Below are 16,341 nucleotides of genomic sequence, written 5' to 3' on the forward strand. Positions count from 1 at the left end.
GCGCCGATCGGCGGACGGGGGGTGGGTGTGCGGGTGTCGTTGGGGTTCGGTGTGGGGTGTGCTGGTAGCTGTACCGGCATGTCCCATCACCTCAGCGGACCGAACCTCCGCTCGCCGCGCGGTGACGCCCGGCTCGACCTCACCGATCTGTTCGCCTTCCCGGCGGCCGGAGCGCCCGGGCGCACCGTCCTCATCATGAACGTGAACCCGTACGCGCCCACGGGTGGGGCGGAGTTCCACCCGGAGGCCGTCTACCGGATCAACATCGACAACGACGGCGACGACCGCGCCGACGTCGCCTACTCGTTCACCTTCTCCGCCCCCGCCGGCGGGGCGCAGGGCGTCACCGTGCGCCGCGCGACCGGGGAGGCGGCGCAGCGGCACGAGGCGTTGGGGGACGTGGTGTTCGCCGATGTGCCGGTGGCGTTCGGCGGCGAGGCACACGTCGTCTCGTCGCCCTACGGCGGGTACCGGATCTCGGTCGGGCTGCGCAGCGACCCGTTCTTCGCGGACCTCGAAGGGATCGTCAACAACTTCACCTGGACCGGCAAGGACGCGATGGCGCAGGCCAATGTCTTCGGCATCGCGCTGGAGGTGCCGGACGCCGACCTCGGCCCGGAGCCGGGGATCGGCGTGTGGGCGCGGGTCAGCCTGCACCGGGACGGGCAGCTGGTCTCCGTCGACCGCGGCGCCCACCCCTCGCTCACCGCGTACTTCAACGCGGAGGAGGTCAAGGACGCGTACAACACGGGGGAGCCGGCCGACGACTGGGAGAAGTACCGCGAGCCGTGGACGGCCGTGCTCCAGCACACCGGCGACTACACCACCGACGCCGCCACCGAGACGCTGAAGCTCGTGCTGCCCGACATCCTCCGCTACGACCGCTCCCGCCCCGCCGCCTACCCCAACGGCCGCACCCTCACCGACGACGTGACCTCCGCGCGGCTCGCCATGGTCTCCGGCGGCAAGGTCACCAGCGACCACATCCCCCCGCACACCGACCTGCTCCCCGCCTTCCCCTACCTCGGGCACCCCCACCCGTACCCGCCGGCGGGGTAGCCGGCAGGGCACGGCGGGCCGTCAGGGCAGAAGGCACTGGGACTGCGGGTCGTAGCAGTTGAGGCCCATCGAGGACGCCACCTGCGACGCGTGGACGGCCGCCTCCTCGGCCATGCTCCAGCGCATCGAGAAGTGGATCAGCGGGCCGCTCGCCTCGCTGATCAGCGGGCCCGTCGACCACGGCGAGATGTCGTCCTCGTCCTCGGTCAGGTCGGGCCAGCGTTCCAGGAGCGCGGCGACGTAGGCCGCGATGCGCTCGGTCGGCGGCACGTCCTGGCCGTCCTCACCGATGTACCGCTCGTACAGTTCGTCGAAGCACTGGGCCGCGGCCTCATCGTCCGCCGGCCGCTCGCCTTCCCACACCGCAAGATCGAAGCTCATGCGCGCAGCGTGTCACACGGCACTGACAACCGGCCCCGGTCCTGGAGCGGGAAGCCGGCGGGGCCGACCTCCCGCTCCGGCGGGGGTCATACGCGGGGCATGGGGCGGCGTTCGCCGTAGCGGGCCTCGAACTCCGCGTCGCTGAGGGCGCGGAGTTCCTTGCCGGTGACGCGGCCGGCCATCAGGTCGGCGAGGTAGACGGGCATGGGGGTGGCGCGCATGGTGTCGGTCAGCGGGCCGGGGACGGTGTGGACCTCGGTGTCGACGCGGCCGTCCGGGTGGAGGCGGTAGGTGCGGTAGCCGGGGCCCTCCAGGACGCCCCCGCGCCGGTCGAGGCTCATGTAGGAGGACGGGCAGACGTGGACCGGGCGGCCCTCGAACTCGCCGGAGAGGTCGCCGTGCAGGTGGCCCGCGCCGATCGCCCGGATCCTGGGGAAGTCGCGGACCAGCAGGGCGAGTGCGCTGTCGCCCTGGGCGGCCGGGGCGGTCTCGGGCAGCGGCGGCTGGTGGAGCCAGAGGAAGACGTGCTCCGCCCGGGTGGCGGTGAGGATCGCGCGGGCGCGCTGCTCCTCGACCGGGGTGAGGCCCGGCTGGGCGGCGGCGTGGACGCGGTCGTCGCGGTCGCGGTAGGTGCCGTCGGGGGAGAGTTCGCGGCCGTGGGCGTTGGAGTCCAGGAGCAGCATCAGCCAGTTCCCGACCTGGACCGCGGGTTCGAGGTGCACGGTGGGGCGGGGCAGGCAGGCCTGCATCGGGTCCTGCCGGTCGTGGTTGCCGCCGAGGCAGTAGACGGGGGCGGGCAGCGCGCCGAGGACCTCGCCGAGCCGCTCGTAGGCGGCGGGTTCGCCGATGTCCGCCAGGTCGCCGGTGGCGACAACCAGGGCGGCGTCCCCGACCGCGCCCGCCGCGTGGGCGAGCACCGCCGCGAGTCCCTCGTCGGGTTCGTGGGCGACGAACGAGCGGGCGCCGGGGGCGTCACGGAAGTGGGTGTCGGAGATCTGGACGATGCCGATGGTGTCGTCGTGCTGCATGCGCGGCCCTCACTCTGCGGGTGCGGGACCGGCCCCGGGGCCGTGGCCGGGCACCTCAGAGGCTAGGAAAGTGGCAGGACTGCCACATGGCAGTTGTGTGAACTTTCACCGAAGTCCGGTCGAGGTCTTGTCGAGGTCCGATCGGGCCGGAGGGGGCGGTCGATTCTGGTCGTGTATCGATCAAGAGTGAACAGAAATAGGCGAGTTCAGACCAAGAAAGAGCGCTTTCGAAGGATCGTGCCGAGCAGGCGGCCGAGGTGTGTAGGTTTTCGATCGGTTCAGGTGATGCCGTGTGCGTCGCCTGGCCAAAGGTGCTCCTTCATGTGCCCGCACAACGGAGAGGAAGCCTCATGCCTGAACTCGACCTCGGCGTCGCGTCCGACTGGGACGAGGGCGACACCCACGGCCGCGTCAAGCTGGTGGAGAACCGGGTCTACCCGGGTACTCCGAAGAAGGACGTGCTCATCAGCTCGCCGGTGAGCATCGAGCTGTCGGTGAACGCCAACCACTCCTCCAGCCAGGAGGCCGACAAGATCTACTTCACGACCCACCACGGTTCGACGAAGAAGATCATCGCGGTGCTCGACTCCGACGGGAACCTCCACATCGCCGGTCGGCTGATCACCGACCAGAAGGACCTGCACTTCTGAGCAGCGGCACGACGATGACGGTGGGGGCGGTGGCGGAAGCCGCCCCCACCGGCGTTCACTCCGATTCCCAGGGCACCGCGCCGATGAAGCCCGCCCCGAGCAGTCGCGCGAGGTTCCAGTGGTCGTCGTCGCCCGCCTCCAGGCCGTCGACGAGCAGCCGGGCGGGCGGGAACGGCCGGCCGGGGCGCAGCCGGGACAGCTCGATCAGCCGGGATCGGGTGGCGGCGCCGCCCGTGTCGCCGTCCGTGTCGCCGTCCGAACCGCCGTCGAGGCCGGCCAGCGCGGCGCGGAGGGTGGGCTGGAAGGTCTCCTCGTCCTCCCATATCCCCTCGACCTCCTCCAGCTCGATCGTCACGAACGCGCCCGGCGCCCGCTCCACCGCCCGCCGCAGCAGGGCGGCATGGGCGTCCAGCGGCCCCTCGTCGGCGAACAGCCCGTTCAGCACCGGCAGCGCGGCATCGAGCTGCGCCAGCGCCCGCTCCTTGGCCACCAGCGGTGCGGTGGCCCTCACCTCCGGGTCCTCGCCGTCGTCCAGGTCCTCCTCGTCGACCGTGAACACCCCGGTCACCAGGTCCGCCGGACGGAACATCGCGAGCCAGAGCAGCGGAACGCAGGAGACGTCGTGCGCGACGACCCCGGTCCGCGGGTCGAACCCCGCCACCTGGCTGGAGGGGTAGAGGGACGCCGCGTCCGCGGAACAGAGATATGAGTAGTTCGCCATTCCCGGAGGCTAGCGGCCCGCACCGACGGGGCCATCCGGGCCGAGGCCGGCGACGGGCGGCCGGGGCTTGCCGGAGGCGTCAAGTCCGCAGCGGCGCCGGTCCGTTGATCGGGTGAACGGCGGTGGAATGTCCGGCATCCGGGTGAACGGGGCCGGGACGCTGGCGGTATGACGGAGACGACCCGGCCCTTCCTGCCGCCGCCGCGTGGTGCCGCGATGACCAGGATGGCCCTGACCGTCCTCAGCGCGGCGGCCGAGCAGGCGCCCGCCTGCGGAGACGGGCCCGCCTGCGGGGACGGGAGCGGGGACGGGAGTGGGGGCGGGAGTGGGGGCGGGGACGGGAGTGGGCGCGGGCGCTTCACCGAGTGCGGGGCGTGGGGGCGCGCGGGCGACGTCAGGTCGTTCGCCGTGCGCCTGGCGCCGCCCGCGCTCGCACCGTCTACAGGAAGCGGCGCAGCAGGCCCGACTTGCGGGCCGTGAACGGCGGGTAGGCCAGGCGCAGGGTGTCCGCGCGCAGCGGCTTGTCGAGGACGGCCTTGGTGTGGCTGAAGGTGTCCAGCGAGTGCCGGCCGTGGTAGCCGCCCGTGCCGCTCTCGCCGACGCCGCCGAACGGCAGGCCGGGGACGGCCAGGTGGGCGTTGGGGACGCCGAAGTTCAGGGCGCCGGAGGAGGTCTCGGCGACCAGCCGGGCCTTGGAGCGGGCCGAGGCGGTGAAGGCGTAGAGGGCGAGCGGCTTGTCCCGGGCGGTGATGAAGGCGATCGCGGCGTCCAGGTCGGGGACGCGGACGATCGGCAGGATCGGCCCGAAGATCTCCTCGCGCATCACCGGAGCGTCCGGCTCGACGTCGGCGAGGACGGTCGGGGCGAGGTAGCGGGTGGCCCGGTCGCGGTCGCCGCCGGTGACCAGGCGGCCGTCCCCGAGCAGGCCGGAGAGCCGGTCGAAGTGGCGCTCGTTGATGATGCGCCCGTAGTCGGGGCTGGCGGCCGGGTCGGTGCCGTACATCTCGCGGACGGCGTCGGTGAGGTGACGTTCGAGCGCCGGCGCGGTGTCGCCGACGGCGAGCACGTAGTCCGGGGCGACGCAGGTCTGCCCGGCGTTCATGAACTTGCCCCAGACGATGCGCCGGGCCGCCGTCGCCAGGTCTGTCCCGGGCTCGACGACGGCGGGGCTCTTGCCGCCCAGTTCCAGGGTGACCGGGGTGAGGTGGCGGGCCGCTGCGGTCATCACGATCCGGCCGACGGTGCCGTTGCCGGTGTAGAAGACGTGGTCGAAACGCTGCTCCAGGAGCGCCGTGGTCTCCGGCACCCCGCCCTCGACGACGGCCACGGCCCGCGGGTCCAGGATGCGCGGCAGCCACTCGGCGAGGGCGGCCGAGGTCGCGGGGGCGAGTTCGCTGGGCTTGACGACGGCGGCGTTGCCGGCCGCGAGGGCGCCGACCAGGGGGGAGAGGGCCAACTGCAGCGGGTAGTTCCACGGGCTGATGATCAGCACGGTGCCCAGCGGCTCGCGCACCGTGCGGGCGCGGGCCGGCTGGAGGGAGAGCGGCACCGGGACGCGGCGCGGGCGCAGCCAGCGGTCCAGGTGGCGCAGGGTGTGGTCGATCTCGTTGAGGGTGAAGCCGATCTCGGTGGTGTGGGCCTCGGTGGCGTTCTTGCCGAGGTCGGCCCAGAGCGCGGCGGCGAAGACGGCCTCCTGCTCGACGAGCAGGCGCCGCAGGGCGCGCAGCTGGGCCTTGCGCCAGGCGACGGGCCGGGTGCGGCCGGCGGCGAAGGCGCTGTTCAGGCGGGCGACGGTCGCGGCGGCGTCGGCGGCGGCGTCCGTGGTGAGGGTTTCCGTGGAGGCGCTCATGCCGTCGAGCATATACAAAACGAAACGTTTTCGTTTCTTGCGTGGGTATGCTGGCCCCATGACCGAGACCGTGGCCCGCCGGGGCCGGCCCCGCGACGCGGGCCGTGACCGGGCACTGCTGGACGCGACGCTGGCCGTGCTGGCCGAGAGCGGCTACGGCGGGCTGACCACCGCCGCCGTGGCGGCCCGGGCGGGCGTCTCCACCGCCACCCTCTACCGCCGCTGGTCCTCCAAGGAGGACCTGGTGATCGCCGCCGCGGCCACCTGTACCGAGGACCTCGCCGCGCGGCCCGACACCGGCGCCCTCGAAGGCGACCTGCGGGCGCTGCTCCGCGACAAGGCTGCCGCCATGACCGGTGAGAGCGGCCGGCTGATGCGGGCCCTGATCGGCGAGGCGGCGCAGAGCACTCCCCTGGCCGAGGCGCTCGTCTCGGCCTTCCTCGCGCCGCTGTACGGGCGGGTGGCCGAGGTCGTGCGGCGCGCCGCCGAGCGCGGCGAGATCCCGCCGCCGGCGGATCCCGACCTGCTCGGCGACGTCGTCATCGGGCCGGTGATGAGCCGGTTCCTCCTGACCCCGAAGGCGCCCGACCAGGTGGACGCGCGGGCGGCGGAGAAGACGGCCGACCGCCTCCTCCCGTTCGTCCTGCGGGCGCTGGGCCGAGCCTGATCAGGCGGTCCGCAGCGGCTTCGCCATGACGACCTCGCGGCTCACACCGTCCGGCAGCAGGTCGCCCGGCTCGCCGGTGTCGGTGTAGCCGGCGCGCTCGTAGAGGGCGATGGCGTGCGCGTTGTGCGGCATCACGGCGAGGCGCAGGGCGGGGAGGCCCTGCCCGGCGGCCCACCGTTCGATCTCCTCGATCAGCCGGGCGCCGACGCCCCGGCCGCGCGCCGCCGGTCCGACCCACATCGAGATCAGCTCGGCGTACCCGTCCGCCGGCACGCCCGTCGCCATCGCGGCGGGCACGCCGTCCACCAGGGCGACCAGGTCGAGGGCGCCGGGGATCTCCAGCCGGGAGCGCCACCGCTCCTCGCGGTCGCCCTCGCCCTGCCAGTCGGCGAGCGTGGAGCCGAAGGCGTACGGCGCCTCGGCCAGGGCGGCCAGCCGCAGTTCGCGGAAGAGCGGCCAGTCGCCGGACGTCAGTTCACGCAGTTCGATCATGGCGTTGACGATGCCCCGTCGACGGCCGCGCCGACAACCGGTTTACCGCGTCAGCCGGCGAGCGGCGGGTTGAGGCGGGCGAAGGCCTCCTGGCGGCGGTAGGGGAAATAGGGGTACGGCGCGGTGCGCAGGCTCGCGGCGTCCAGGCGGGCGACCTGCTCGGCGGTCAGCTCCCAGCCGACGGCGCCGAGGTTCTGGCGCAGCTGCTCCTCGTTGCGGGCGCCGATGATGACGGAGGAGACGGTGGGGCGGCGCAGCAGCCAGTTGATCGCCACCTGGGGGACGGTGCGGCCGGTCTCCTCGGCGATCGCGTCCAGCGCGTCCATCACGTCGTAGAGCAGCTCGTCGTCGACCGGCGGGCCGTAGTCGGCGGTGTCGTGCAGGCGGCTGCCGGGCGGGATCGGGGCGCCGCGCCGGATCCTCCCGGTGAGGCGGCCCCAGCCGAGCGGGCTCCAGACCAGGGCGCCGACGCCCTGGTCCCGGGCGAGCGGCATCAGCTCCCACTCGTAGTCGCGGCCGACCAGGGAGTAGTAGACCTGGTGGGCGGCGTAGCGGGGGCGGGCGTCGCGGTCGGCGGCGGCGAGGGACTTCATCAGCTGCCAGCCGGAGAAGTTGGAGACGCCGGTGTAGCGGATCTTGCCGGCCCGGACCAGGTCGTCGAGGGTGGCGAGCACCTCCTCGACGGGGGTGGCGGCGTCGAAGGCGTGCAGCTGGAAGAGGTCGAGGTAGTCCGTCCCCAGGCGGCGCAGGGCGCTGTCGACGGCGGTGATCAGGCGGGCGCGGGAGGTGCCGGCGTCGTTGGGGCCGTCGCCGGTGGGCAGGCCGGCCTTGGTGGAGATCAGCACCTGGTCGCGGCGGCCCTTGATCGCCTGGCCGAGGACCTCCTCGGAGGCGCCGTCGGAGTAGACGTCGGCGGTGTCGAACAGGGTGAGGCCGGCGTCGATGGCGATGTCGAGCAGGCGGCGGGCGTCGTCGGCGCCGGTGTCGCCCCAGGCGCCGAAGAGCGGGCCGCGGCCGCCGAAGGTGCCGGTGCCGAGGGAGAGGGCGGGGACGGTGAGGCCGGACGCGCCGAGGCGGCGGTACTCCATGGGGGGTTCCCTTCGCTAACGGGACTGTTGTGCCGTTAAGATGTCCCGACCCTAGCACTGTCGACGACGCTAATGGAACAGGAGTCCCGTTAATGACTGCATCGGGCGCGCAAGGCATGCAGAGGCCGGGCGGCCGCACGGCGCGGGTGCGGACCGCCGTGCTGAAGGCGGCCGAGGACGCCCTGGTCGAGGTCGGCTTCGCCGGGCTCGACCTCGGCGACGTCGCCCGGCGGGCGGAGGTCGGGCGCACCACCGTCTACCGGCGCTGGGGCTCGGTGGGCGCGCTGCTCGCGGACGTCCTCACCGACATGGCCGAGCAGTCCCTCCCGCGCAGCCGCACCGGCTCGCTGCACGAGGACCTGCGCGCCAACGCCCGCCTGGTCCAGCGCACCCTGGCCGACCCCCGCCAGGGCGCCCTGTTCCGCGCCGTCCTGGTCGCCGCCGCCTGCGACGCCTCCGCCGCCGAGGCCCTGCACCGCTTCTACCGCGTCCGCGTCGAGGCCTGGGCCCCCTGCGTGACGGAGGCCGTCGAACGCGGCGACCTCCCGCCCGGCACCGACCCCGCCGAGGTGATCCGAGCCGTCTCGGCCCCCCTCTACTACCGCATGCTCACCACCCCCGACCCCCTCGACGAAGCCACCGCCGACCGCGCCGCCACCGCCGCCGAATCCGCGGCCCGCACCGGTGCCTTCCGGCGGGCGTGATCCGCGGGGAGAGGGCCTACGGGCGCCGGCCGAGGGGGGTGGTGTGGTGGGTGATGAAGGACTGGGCCTGGTCGGGGGTGAGGGGGTGGGCGAAGAGGTAGCCCTGGCCGAGGGGGCAGCCCATGGCGGTGAGGAGGTCGCGCTGCTCGGGGTGTTCGATGCCCTCGGCGATGACTTGGACGTCCAGGGTGTCGGCGATCCGGGTGATGCCCTCGACCAGGGCGTACTGCTGCTGGGAGAGGCCGAGGCCGTCGATGAAGGACTTGTCGATCTTCAGCACGGAGATCGGGAACTCGCGCAGGTAGGAGAGCGAGGAGTAGCCGGTGCCGAAGTCGTCGATGGCGATGCCGACGCCGAGTTCGCCGAGGGTGCGCATGTCGGTGCGCACGCGCTCGTCGCGGCGCATCAGGACGGACTCGGTCAGCTCCAGGACCAGGGACTGCGGCGGGATGCCGGAGGTGCGCAGGGCGCCGCGGACCACGTCGACGAAGCCGGCGTCGCGGAACTGGCGGGCGGAGACGTTGACGTTGACGCGTAACGGGGGCAGACCGGCGGTGGCACGGGCGGGGGTGCTGAGGGCGTGCCAGGCGGCGGCCTCCTGGGCGGCGCGCTCCAGCACCCAGGCGCCGAGCGGCACGATCTGGCCGCTCTCCTCGGCGAGCGCGATGAACTCGTCGGGCAGCACCATGCCGCGCCGGTCGTGCGGCCACCGCACCAGGGCCTCGAAGGCCACCAGATCACCCGTCTGGAGGTCGACGATCGGCTGGTAGTACAGCCGGAAGGCGGACTCGGCGATCGCGGTGTCCAGGTTCTCGTTCAGCTCGTGCCGCGCCATCAGCCCCGCCTGCAACGCCGGCTGGTAGAGGCACCACTGCCGCTTGCCCGCCGCCTTCGCCGAGTACAGCGCCAGGTCGGCGTGGCTCAGCAGCTCGGTGGCGTCCACGCTGTCCTCCGTCGTCGCCACCCCGATCGACGCCGACACCCGCACCGCGCCCGCGCTCAGCTTGAACGGCTCGGTGAACGCCGCCAGCACGCCCTGCGCGATCGCCCCGACGTCGGCCGGCTCCAGCGCGTCCTCCACCAGCACCGCGAACTCGTCGCCGCCGAGCCGGGCCGCCGTGTCGGAGGCGCGCAGCGCGGTGGAGATCCGCAGCGAGACGGCGACCAGCAGCTCGTCCCCGACCGCGTGGCCCTGGGTGTCGTTGACCATCTTGAAGTCGTCCAGGTCGATGAAGAGCACCCCGGTGACGGCGCCGCTGCGCTCGCCGCGGGAGAGCGCGTGGCCGACCCGGTCCAGGAAGAGCACCCGGTTGGCCAGGCCGGTCAGCGAGTCGTGGAAGGCCCGGTGGGTCAGCTCGCGCTCCATCTGCCGCTGCTCGGTGACATCACGCAGGGTGAGTACCAGGCCGCCGACCGTCGGGTCCTCGCGCAGGTCGTTGCAGCGCACCTCGACCTCGATCGGGGAGCCGTCGGCCCGCAGCAGCCGCCAGTGCTCACGCTGGGTGTCCAGGCCCGAGCGGCCGCCGCCGGTGACGGCGGGGCTGCGCATCCGGGCCAGCGCCTTGCCGACCGAGCGGCTGTCCTCGGGCGGGACGAGGTCGGTGAGCAGGGTGCCGTCCAGGCGGGGGTAGCCGAGCACGCGCCCGGCGGAGGAGGCGGAGGCGTAGCGCACCGAGTCGTCGCTGTTGAGGATGAGGATGACGTCGTTGGCGCTCTGCACCAGGGTGCGGAAGTAGGCCTCGCTGTCGCGCCGGGTGATCTCCTGGCTGAGCATGACGCGCTCGACGGCCAGGGCAGCCTGCGCGGCGAGGATCTCCAGCGAGCCCCAGAGGCTGGTCAGCTCCTGCTCGGTGCCGGTGACGATGAGCGCGCCGATCAGCGGGTCGCCGGAGGGGCGCTCGGCGAGGGTGAGCGGGCACAGCAGGGCGCTCGGCATGCCGTCGAGGCGGGCGGCCAGCTCGCTGCCGATGTCCTCGACGGGCAGCAGCCTGGTCTCCCGGTAGGCGGCCAGGGCGAGCACCTCGTCGGAGTCGTGCTCGGCGCCCAGGTGGTGGCGGCCCGCGCCGCGCTCGGCGTGCCGTACGTGCAGCACGCCGCCCTCGGTGACGGCGAGCAGCGCGACGTGGCCGGGCTCGGTGGGCATCAGGGTGGAGGCGGCGGCCTGGACGGCGTCGGCGACCTCCTCGACGCTGACGGCCGCGGTGAGCGAGGAGCCGGCCTCGCGCAGCGCGCGCTCGCGGGCGACGGCCTGTCGGCGGGCCCGCACGACGACCGCCAGCCGGGCGAGCACCAGCAGGTAGAGGACGGCGGAGAAGGCGCCGATGACCCCGGCGTTGCTGGTGTTGCCGTTGCTCGCCTCGACCATCAGGATGGTCGGCGCGATCAGCGAGGCCCCGGCGAGCAGGGCGAGCCGGCCGGGGCCGATGTCCGGCTGCTGGCTGGGGATGGGCCTGGTCAGCTCGACCATCGAGGGGTGCAGCGCGGCGGCGCCCCAGGCGGTGTAGAAGGCGGCCCAGCCGAGGTCGACGGGGGTGCCGATGCGCCAGTCGCCGTGCAGCACGATCAGCCCGTACAGGATGTCGGAGACCAGCAGGCCGACCGTTCCGGCGGCGAGCAGCTGGAGCGAGCGGCTGACCCCGCCGCGCGGCACGACCAGGCGCAGCAGCAGGGCGAGCACCACGACGTCGCCCAGCGGGTAGGCGATCGAGACGGCCTTCTGGAACCAGTCGAGGTCCGGATTGCGGGCGTAGGGGAGGATCAGGTAGATCCAGACGAGCAGCGCCAGGCCCATGGTGAGGATGAGGGCGTCCAGCAGGCTGCCCCGGTCCTGATGCGCCGTCCGCCATCGGATGAAGCCCAACACGCCCGCCGCGTAGAGCAGGTACTCGGCGAGGTAGAAGCCGTCGGCGACGGAGGGGAAGGGGCTGCCCAGGTGCAGGAACTCCATCTGGACGACCTGCACCACTTCGCCGGCGGTGAAGCTGAGGTTGGCCAGCGCCAGCAGGTACCAGTAGACGGCGTGCGAGGGGCGGTTGAGGCGGACGCCGGCCACGATGGCGGCGACGCCGCCCAGGCCGATGCCCGTCCACCAGATGATCCGCTGGGAGGGGTTGGTGTAGTAGATGCCGGTGAACAGCACCATCCACGCCAGGTAACAGACCATCAGGCGTTGGCGCCGACGTGTCAACGAGCTACCTCCTCCTCGGCGTCACCGCGCCCGCCCGGGGGCGGGCGCGGGGTCCGGGCAGGGGCTCGCGAGCGTCCGAGCCGGGCCGGGGAGGTCCGGTCTGACGTTCGAAATGGGCCTTGAGTGCGTATAGTCGGAAATGTCGCACCTCCCAGCATTCTGCCGCCACAGCACGAGGTCAAGCCGGTGGATGACGTAGCAGACAGCGCACGGGGAGCACGTCCCGGAGCGCGTTCCGGACGTCACGCCGTGCTGGTCAACGAGGACGGTCAGTACGCGATCTGGCCGGGTGACCTCACCGTGCCGGGCGGCTGGCGCACCGTGTTCGGGCCCGCCCCGCACGAGGAGTGCCGCCGCCACGTGGACCGCGCGTGGCGCCCGGCCGGGCTCGGCGTCGGAGCGGGTGAAGGGGCCACCCGGACGGGTGAAGGGTCCACCGGGACGGGTGCGGCCGGGCGCGGGTTAACCGTCCACGGCCTGGTCCGGGCGCGCGCCGCGCAGGACCCGCGCGCCCTCGCCGTGCTCGCGGACGGCGAGAGCCTCGACTACGGCGAGCTGGACGCGCGCAGCGACCGGCTGGCAGCCGTGCTGCGCGCCCTGGGCGCCGGGCCGGAGCGGATCGTCCCGGTGTGCCTGGAGCGCGGAACGGACCTGGTGACCGCCTGGCTCGCCGTGCTCAAGGCCGGCGGGGCCTTCCTGCCGCTGGACCCGGCGCACCCGCACCGGCGGCTGGCCGCCCTGGTCGCCGACTGCGGCGCCCGCCTCGCCGTGGCGGGGGAGGGGACGCGGTTCCCGGGCGTACGGGTGGTCGCCCCGGGCGAGGGCGCCGGGCGGACGGGCCCGGCGGGCCCGGCGGATCCCGTGCCGGACACCGGCGGGCCGGACGACCTGGCGTACCTGATCTACACCTCCGGCACCACCGGCACCCCCAAGGGCGTGGCCGTCACCCACCGCGCGCTGGCCTTCACCCTGGGCCGGGTGACCGACGCCTACGGGCTCGCCCCCGGCGACCGGGTGCTGCAACTCGCCGCGCTCGGCTTCGACACCGCGCTGGAGCAGGTCCTCGCGCCCCTGGCCGCCGGGGCCACCGTCGTCCTCGGCGGCGCCCGCACCTGGGCGCCCACCGAGCTGGCGCACCGGATGGCGGGGCTGCGGCTGACCGTCGCCGACCTCACACCCGCCTACTGGCACCACCTGCTCGCCCTCTTCCCGCCCGGCGGGCCGGCGCCCGAGGGGCTGCGGCTGATCGTGGTCGGCGGGGACACCGTGCACGAGGACGACTGCCGCGCCTGCCTGGAACGGCTGCCGGGCGTGCGGCTGGTCAACGCCTACGGCGTCACCGAGGCGGCCGTCACCTCCACGCTCGGCGAACTCACCGCGCGGGTGCTGGCCGCGCCCGGCCCGCACGGCCCCGGCACCCACGGACCGGGCGCGCCGGTGCCGATCGGGCGGCCGCTGCCGGGGGTGCGGGTGCACGTGCTGGACGCCCGGCTCAGCCCGGTGCGGCCAGGCGAGAAGGGCGAGATCCACCTCGGCGGGCCCGGCCTGGCCCGCGGCTACTGGAAGGCGCCCGGCCTGACCGCCGAAACGTTCCTGCCCGACCCCTACGCCCCCGCCCCCGGTGAGCGGATGTACCGCACCGGCGACGCCGGACGCTGGCGGGCCGACGGCACCCTGGAGGTGCTCGGCCGCTTCGACGACCAGCTGAAGGTCCGCGGCCACCGCGTCGACCCCGCCGAGGTCGAGTCCGTGCTCGCCGCCCACCCCGACGTCCGGCAGGCCAGGGTCGCGGCCGACGGCGGCGACGACAGCCGCGTCCTCACCGCCTACTACACGCTCACCGACCGGGCCGCCTCCGGCCCCCGCGCCCGGCGCGGCCGGATCCGCGCCTACCTCGCCGAACGGCTGCCGGACTTCATGGTCCCGGCCGAGTTCGTGCCGCTCGCCGCCATGCCGCTCACCCCGGCCGGCAAGATCGACCGCCGCCGGCTGCCCGACGCCCCGCCGAGGGTGCGCCGGCCCCGCGACGGGCGGGCGGACGAGGGCGCGGCGGCACCGGCGGCACCCGTCCGCGAGGACGCCTCCCCGGACGCTTCCCGGGATGCCTTCCTGGATGCCTCCCCGAACGGCTCGGCGGCCGGCACCGGCGACGGGTCCACCGTCGAGGCGGGCGTCGCCCAGCTCTGGTCCGAACTGCTCGGCATCGGCGAACCCGCCCCCGCCGACGACTTCTTCGACCTCGGTGGCAACTCCCTGCTCGCCATGGAGATGCTCGCCCGCGCCCGGATCATGTTCGGCATCGACGTCACCCGGATCCGCTTCCTCACCCGCGCCCTGCTGCGCGACGCCACCCTGCGCGCCTTCGCCGCCGCCACCCTCGCCGCCCGCACCGGCACCACCACCCCCGGCCCCCGCGAGGCCGCCGTCGACTGGGCCGCCGAGGCCCGCCTCGACGCCCCCCTGAAGCAGTCCTGGAGCCCCGCCCCCTCCCGCGCCGAACCCGCCGAGATCCTGCTCACCGGCGCCACCGGCTTCTGCGGCGCCCACCTGCTGGACGCCCTGCTGCACACCACCGACGCCCGCGTCCACTGCCTGGTCCGCGCCCCCGACGAGGAACACGCCCTCGAACGCCTGCGCGCCGCCCAGCAGCGCTACCTGCGCCACGACCTCGCCGACCGCCGCGTCGTCCCCCTCGTCGGCGACCTCGCCGAACCCCGGCTCGGCCTGACCGGCCAACGCTTCGAACGGCTCGCCGGCAGCCTCGACGCCATCCACCACCTCGGCGGCCAGGTCAACTTCATCTACCCCTACCACCAGCTGCGCGCCGCCAACGTCGCCGGCACCCGCGAGGTGATCCGCCTCGCCGGCCACTCCCGCGGCATCCCCGTCCACTACCTCTCCACCCTCGCCGTGCTGGCCGGCTTCGGCCCCGCGGGCGTGCGCGAGGTCGCCGAACGCACCCCGCTCGCCCACCCCGACCGGCTCGCCGTCGGCTACGTCGAGAGCAAGTGGGTCGCCGAACAGCTGCTGCACCACGCCGCCGCGGGCGGGCTGCCGGTCACCGTGCTGCGCACCAACGACGTCACCGGCGACCTGCGCACCGGCGTGATGAACACCGGCACCGAGATCTGCGCGCTGATCAAGTACATCGCGGAGAGCGGCACCTGCCCGGACGTCCGGCTGCCGCTCGACTTCGTGCCCGCCGACCGGTTCAGCCGGGCGATCTGCCACGTCGTCGCCCACGCCCCCGCCATCGGCGAGGTCTACCACCTCACCTCGCCCCGCCCGGCGGACCTCGCCGACCTCGCCGCACGGCTGCGCGCCCGCGGCCACCCCGTCGACCGCGTCCCCTACCCGCAGTGGGTGCAGGGCCTGGTCCGGTTCGCCGCCGGACACCCCACCCACCCGATGACGCCGTTCGTGCCGCTCTTCGTCGACCGCGTCCCCGGCACCGAACTGTCCATCAGCGAGCTGTACTTCCGCCCCACCTTCCCGCGCTTCGACCGGGCCAACACCGACCGGGCCCTGGCCGGCAGCGGCGTGGAACTGCCCGCCGTCGACGACACCCTGCTCGACTTCTACCTCGACCGGCTGACCGCGGAGGGCTTCCTCGCCCCGCCGCAGGAGGCCTCGCCGCTGGAGGCCCTGCGATGACCGCCACCGCCCCCGAGGAGCTCTTCGCGACGCTCGACGTCGCCCGGGCGCCCGCCGACGGCCCGGCCGCGTTCGGCGCCGACCTCGCGCCCGCCACCCTGCTCGCCGCCTACCGGCGCGGGCTGTTCCCGCTGCCCGCCGCCGACGCCTACGCGAGCGCCTTCAACGAGGCCCGCTCCGAACAGGCGGTGGCGGCGGGCCGGGTGGCCCTGCTGCCCGGCCCCGGCCACCAGGCGGACCCCTACGCGCTCGCCTGGTGGTCACCCGACCCGCGGCCGCTGCTCGACGCCGACGGCGTCCAGCTGGGACGCAAGCTCTCCCGGCTGCTGCGCAACCGCCTCGACTGGTGGACCACCGCCGACCAGGCCTTCGAGGAGGTGCTCGCCGCCTGCGCCGAGGGGCGCGAACCGCCGTGGCTCACCCCGGAGTTGCAGGAGGCGCTGATCGGGCTGCACCGGCTCGGCGCGGCCCACAGCGCGGAGGTGTGGCAGGACGGGGAGCTGATCGGCGGGGTGTTCGGGATCGCCTCCGGGCCGGTGCTCAGCCTGGACTCGATGTTCCACCGCCGCCCCGACGCCGCCCGGGTCGCCGTCGCCGACCTCGCCGCCCGCTTCGCCGCCGCCGGCGGCCGGCTGCTGGACGCCCAGTGGGACTCCCCGCACGTGCGCTCGCTCGGCGCCGCCCCGCAGCCCAGGGAGCGCTACCTCGCGGTGCTCGCCGAGGACGCCGAGCCCGTCGGGCCGCTGGAGACCGGCCGCCTCCCGGCCGCCCGGCTCGCCCCGGAGCGCCCCCGCCGCCCGCGCCCGCACGGGCTCCCGCGCGACCACCGGCACCCCTACCGCAACGCGCGCCGGACCTGAC

The 16,341-nt window shown here is 74.3% G+C and carries 13 protein-coding genes; 6 read left to right on the forward strand and 7 right to left on the reverse strand.

Annotation, left to right across the window (positions count from 1 at the left end):
- Positions 1 to 78: 78 nt before the first annotated feature.
- Positions 79 to 1,059 carry a DUF4331 family protein gene (locus tag ACFZBX_RS22075; protein WP_391535471.1) on the forward strand — a complete coding sequence of 327 codons (981 nt, stop codon included), beginning with the start codon at positions 79 to 81 and terminating at the stop codon, positions 1,057 to 1,059.
- A 21-nt stretch (positions 1,060 to 1,080) separates the two neighbouring features.
- Here ACFZBX_RS22075 and ACFZBX_RS22080 read toward each other — a convergent pair whose 3' ends face one another.
- Positions 1,081 to 1,440 (reverse strand): hypothetical protein, encoded by a 360-nt coding sequence (locus ACFZBX_RS22080; protein WP_391535472.1) that lies wholly within the window; start codon positions 1,438 to 1,440, stop codon positions 1,081 to 1,083.
- Positions 1,441 to 1,526: 86 nt separating this feature from the next.
- Positions 1,527 to 2,468, reverse strand: coding sequence for a metallophosphoesterase (locus ACFZBX_RS22085; protein ID WP_391535473.1), 942 nt, complete (start codon positions 2,466 to 2,468; stop codon positions 1,527 to 1,529).
- Positions 2,469 to 2,818: 350 nt separating this feature from the next.
- On the opposite strand from ACFZBX_RS22085, the gene ACFZBX_RS22090 reads away from it, so the two are divergent.
- Positions 2,819 to 3,118, forward strand: a complete 300-nt coding sequence (locus ACFZBX_RS22090) for a DUF6342 family protein (RefSeq protein ID WP_391535474.1) — start codon at positions 2,819 to 2,821, stop codon at positions 3,116 to 3,118.
- Positions 3,119 to 3,173: 55 nt separating this feature from the next.
- On the opposite strand, the gene ACFZBX_RS22095 is transcribed toward ACFZBX_RS22090, so the two are convergent.
- The gene (locus tag ACFZBX_RS22095; protein WP_391535475.1) at positions 3,174 to 3,839 is read right to left on the reverse strand and encodes a hypothetical protein; all 666 of its coding nucleotides are present in this window, start codon (positions 3,837 to 3,839) and stop codon (positions 3,174 to 3,176) included.
- Between the two features lie 439 nt (positions 3,840 to 4,278).
- Positions 4,279 to 5,688: an aldehyde dehydrogenase family protein gene (locus ACFZBX_RS22100; protein ID WP_391535476.1), complete on the reverse strand. Its 1,410-nt coding sequence runs from the start codon at positions 5,686 to 5,688 to the stop codon at positions 4,279 to 4,281.
- A gap of 58 nt (positions 5,689 to 5,746) precedes the next feature.
- On the opposite strand from ACFZBX_RS22100, the gene ACFZBX_RS22105 reads away from it, so the two are divergent.
- Positions 5,747 to 6,355 (forward strand): TetR/AcrR family transcriptional regulator, encoded by a 609-nt coding sequence (locus tag ACFZBX_RS22105; RefSeq protein WP_391535477.1) that lies wholly within the window; start codon positions 5,747 to 5,749, stop codon positions 6,353 to 6,355.
- Here the strand turns inward: ACFZBX_RS22105 and ACFZBX_RS22110 are convergent, their stop codons facing one another.
- Positions 6,356 to 6,847 carry a GNAT family N-acetyltransferase gene (locus tag ACFZBX_RS22110; protein WP_391535478.1) on the reverse strand — a complete coding sequence of 164 codons (492 nt, stop codon included), beginning with the start codon at positions 6,845 to 6,847 and terminating at the stop codon, positions 6,356 to 6,358.
- A gap of 50 nt (positions 6,848 to 6,897) precedes the next feature.
- Positions 6,898 to 7,935 carry an aldo/keto reductase gene (locus ACFZBX_RS22115; protein ID WP_391535479.1) on the reverse strand — a complete coding sequence of 346 codons (1,038 nt, stop codon included), beginning with the start codon at positions 7,933 to 7,935 and terminating at the stop codon, positions 6,898 to 6,900.
- A 92-nt stretch (positions 7,936 to 8,027) separates the two neighbouring features.
- Here ACFZBX_RS22115 and ACFZBX_RS22120 point away from each other — a divergent pair, with 92 nt between their 5' ends.
- Positions 8,028 to 8,639, forward strand: coding sequence for a TetR/AcrR family transcriptional regulator (locus tag ACFZBX_RS22120; RefSeq protein WP_391535480.1), 612 nt, complete (start codon positions 8,028 to 8,030; stop codon positions 8,637 to 8,639).
- Positions 8,640 to 8,655: 16 nt separating this feature from the next.
- Here the strand turns inward: ACFZBX_RS22120 and ACFZBX_RS22125 are convergent, their stop codons facing one another.
- Entirely contained in the window at positions 8,656 to 11,826 is a 3,171-nt protein-coding gene (locus ACFZBX_RS22125) for a putative bifunctional diguanylate cyclase/phosphodiesterase (RefSeq protein ID WP_391535481.1), read from the reverse strand.
- Positions 11,827 to 12,012: 186 nt separating this feature from the next.
- On the opposite strand from ACFZBX_RS22125, the gene ACFZBX_RS22130 reads away from it, so the two are divergent.
- Together ACFZBX_RS22130 and ACFZBX_RS22135 are read left to right on the forward strand one after the other, a co-directional pair.
- A complete protein-coding gene (locus ACFZBX_RS22130) occupies positions 12,013 to 15,480 on the forward strand; it encodes an amino acid adenylation domain-containing protein (RefSeq protein WP_391535482.1) in 3,468 nt (1,155 codons plus the stop codon).
- On the forward strand, positions 15,477 to 16,340 hold the full coding sequence (locus tag ACFZBX_RS22135; protein WP_391535483.1) for a leucyl/phenylalanyl-tRNA--protein transferase: 864 nt from the start codon (positions 15,477 to 15,479) through the stop codon (positions 16,338 to 16,340). The genes ACFZBX_RS22130 and ACFZBX_RS22135 overlap by 4 nt, the downstream gene beginning before the upstream one ends.
- The last annotated feature ends 1 nt before the right edge of the window (position 16,341 follow it).

This window comes from Kitasatospora sp. NPDC008115 (genome assembly GCF_042957205.1).
Taxonomy (GTDB): Bacteria; Actinomycetota; Actinomycetes; order Streptomycetales; family Streptomycetaceae; genus Kitasatospora.

Excerpts from the sequence above, each read along its gene's own strand:
- ACFZBX_RS22075 (WP_391535471.1), top strand. The coding sequence starts at position 79 with ATGTCCCATCACCTCAGCGGACCGAACCTCCGCTCGCCGCGCGGTGAC.
- ACFZBX_RS22080 (WP_391535472.1), bottom strand. The coding sequence starts at position 1,440 with ATGAGCTTCGATCTTGCGGTGTGGGAAGGCGAGCGGCCGGCGGACGAT.
- ACFZBX_RS22085 (WP_391535473.1), bottom strand. The coding sequence starts at position 2,468 with ATGCAGCACGACGACACCATCGGCATCGTCCAGATCTCCGACACCCAC.
- ACFZBX_RS22090 (WP_391535474.1), top strand. The coding sequence starts at position 2,819 with ATGCCTGAACTCGACCTCGGCGTCGCGTCCGACTGGGACGAGGGCGAC.
- ACFZBX_RS22095 (WP_391535475.1), bottom strand. The coding sequence starts at position 3,839 with ATGGCGAACTACTCATATCTCTGTTCCGCGGACGCGGCGTCCCTCTAC.
- ACFZBX_RS22100 (WP_391535476.1), bottom strand. The coding sequence starts at position 5,688 with ATGAGCGCCTCCACGGAAACCCTCACCACGGACGCCGCCGCCGACGCC.
- ACFZBX_RS22105 (WP_391535477.1), top strand. The coding sequence starts at position 5,747 with ATGACCGAGACCGTGGCCCGCCGGGGCCGGCCCCGCGACGCGGGCCGT.
- ACFZBX_RS22110 (WP_391535478.1), bottom strand. The coding sequence starts at position 6,847 with ATGATCGAACTGCGTGAACTGACGTCCGGCGACTGGCCGCTCTTCCGC.
- ACFZBX_RS22115 (WP_391535479.1), bottom strand. The coding sequence starts at position 7,935 with ATGGAGTACCGCCGCCTCGGCGCGTCCGGCCTCACCGTCCCCGCCCTC.
- ACFZBX_RS22120 (WP_391535480.1), top strand. The coding sequence starts at position 8,028 with ATGACTGCATCGGGCGCGCAAGGCATGCAGAGGCCGGGCGGCCGCACG.
- ACFZBX_RS22135 (WP_391535483.1), top strand. The coding sequence starts at position 15,477 with ATGACCGCCACCGCCCCCGAGGAGCTCTTCGCGACGCTCGACGTCGCC.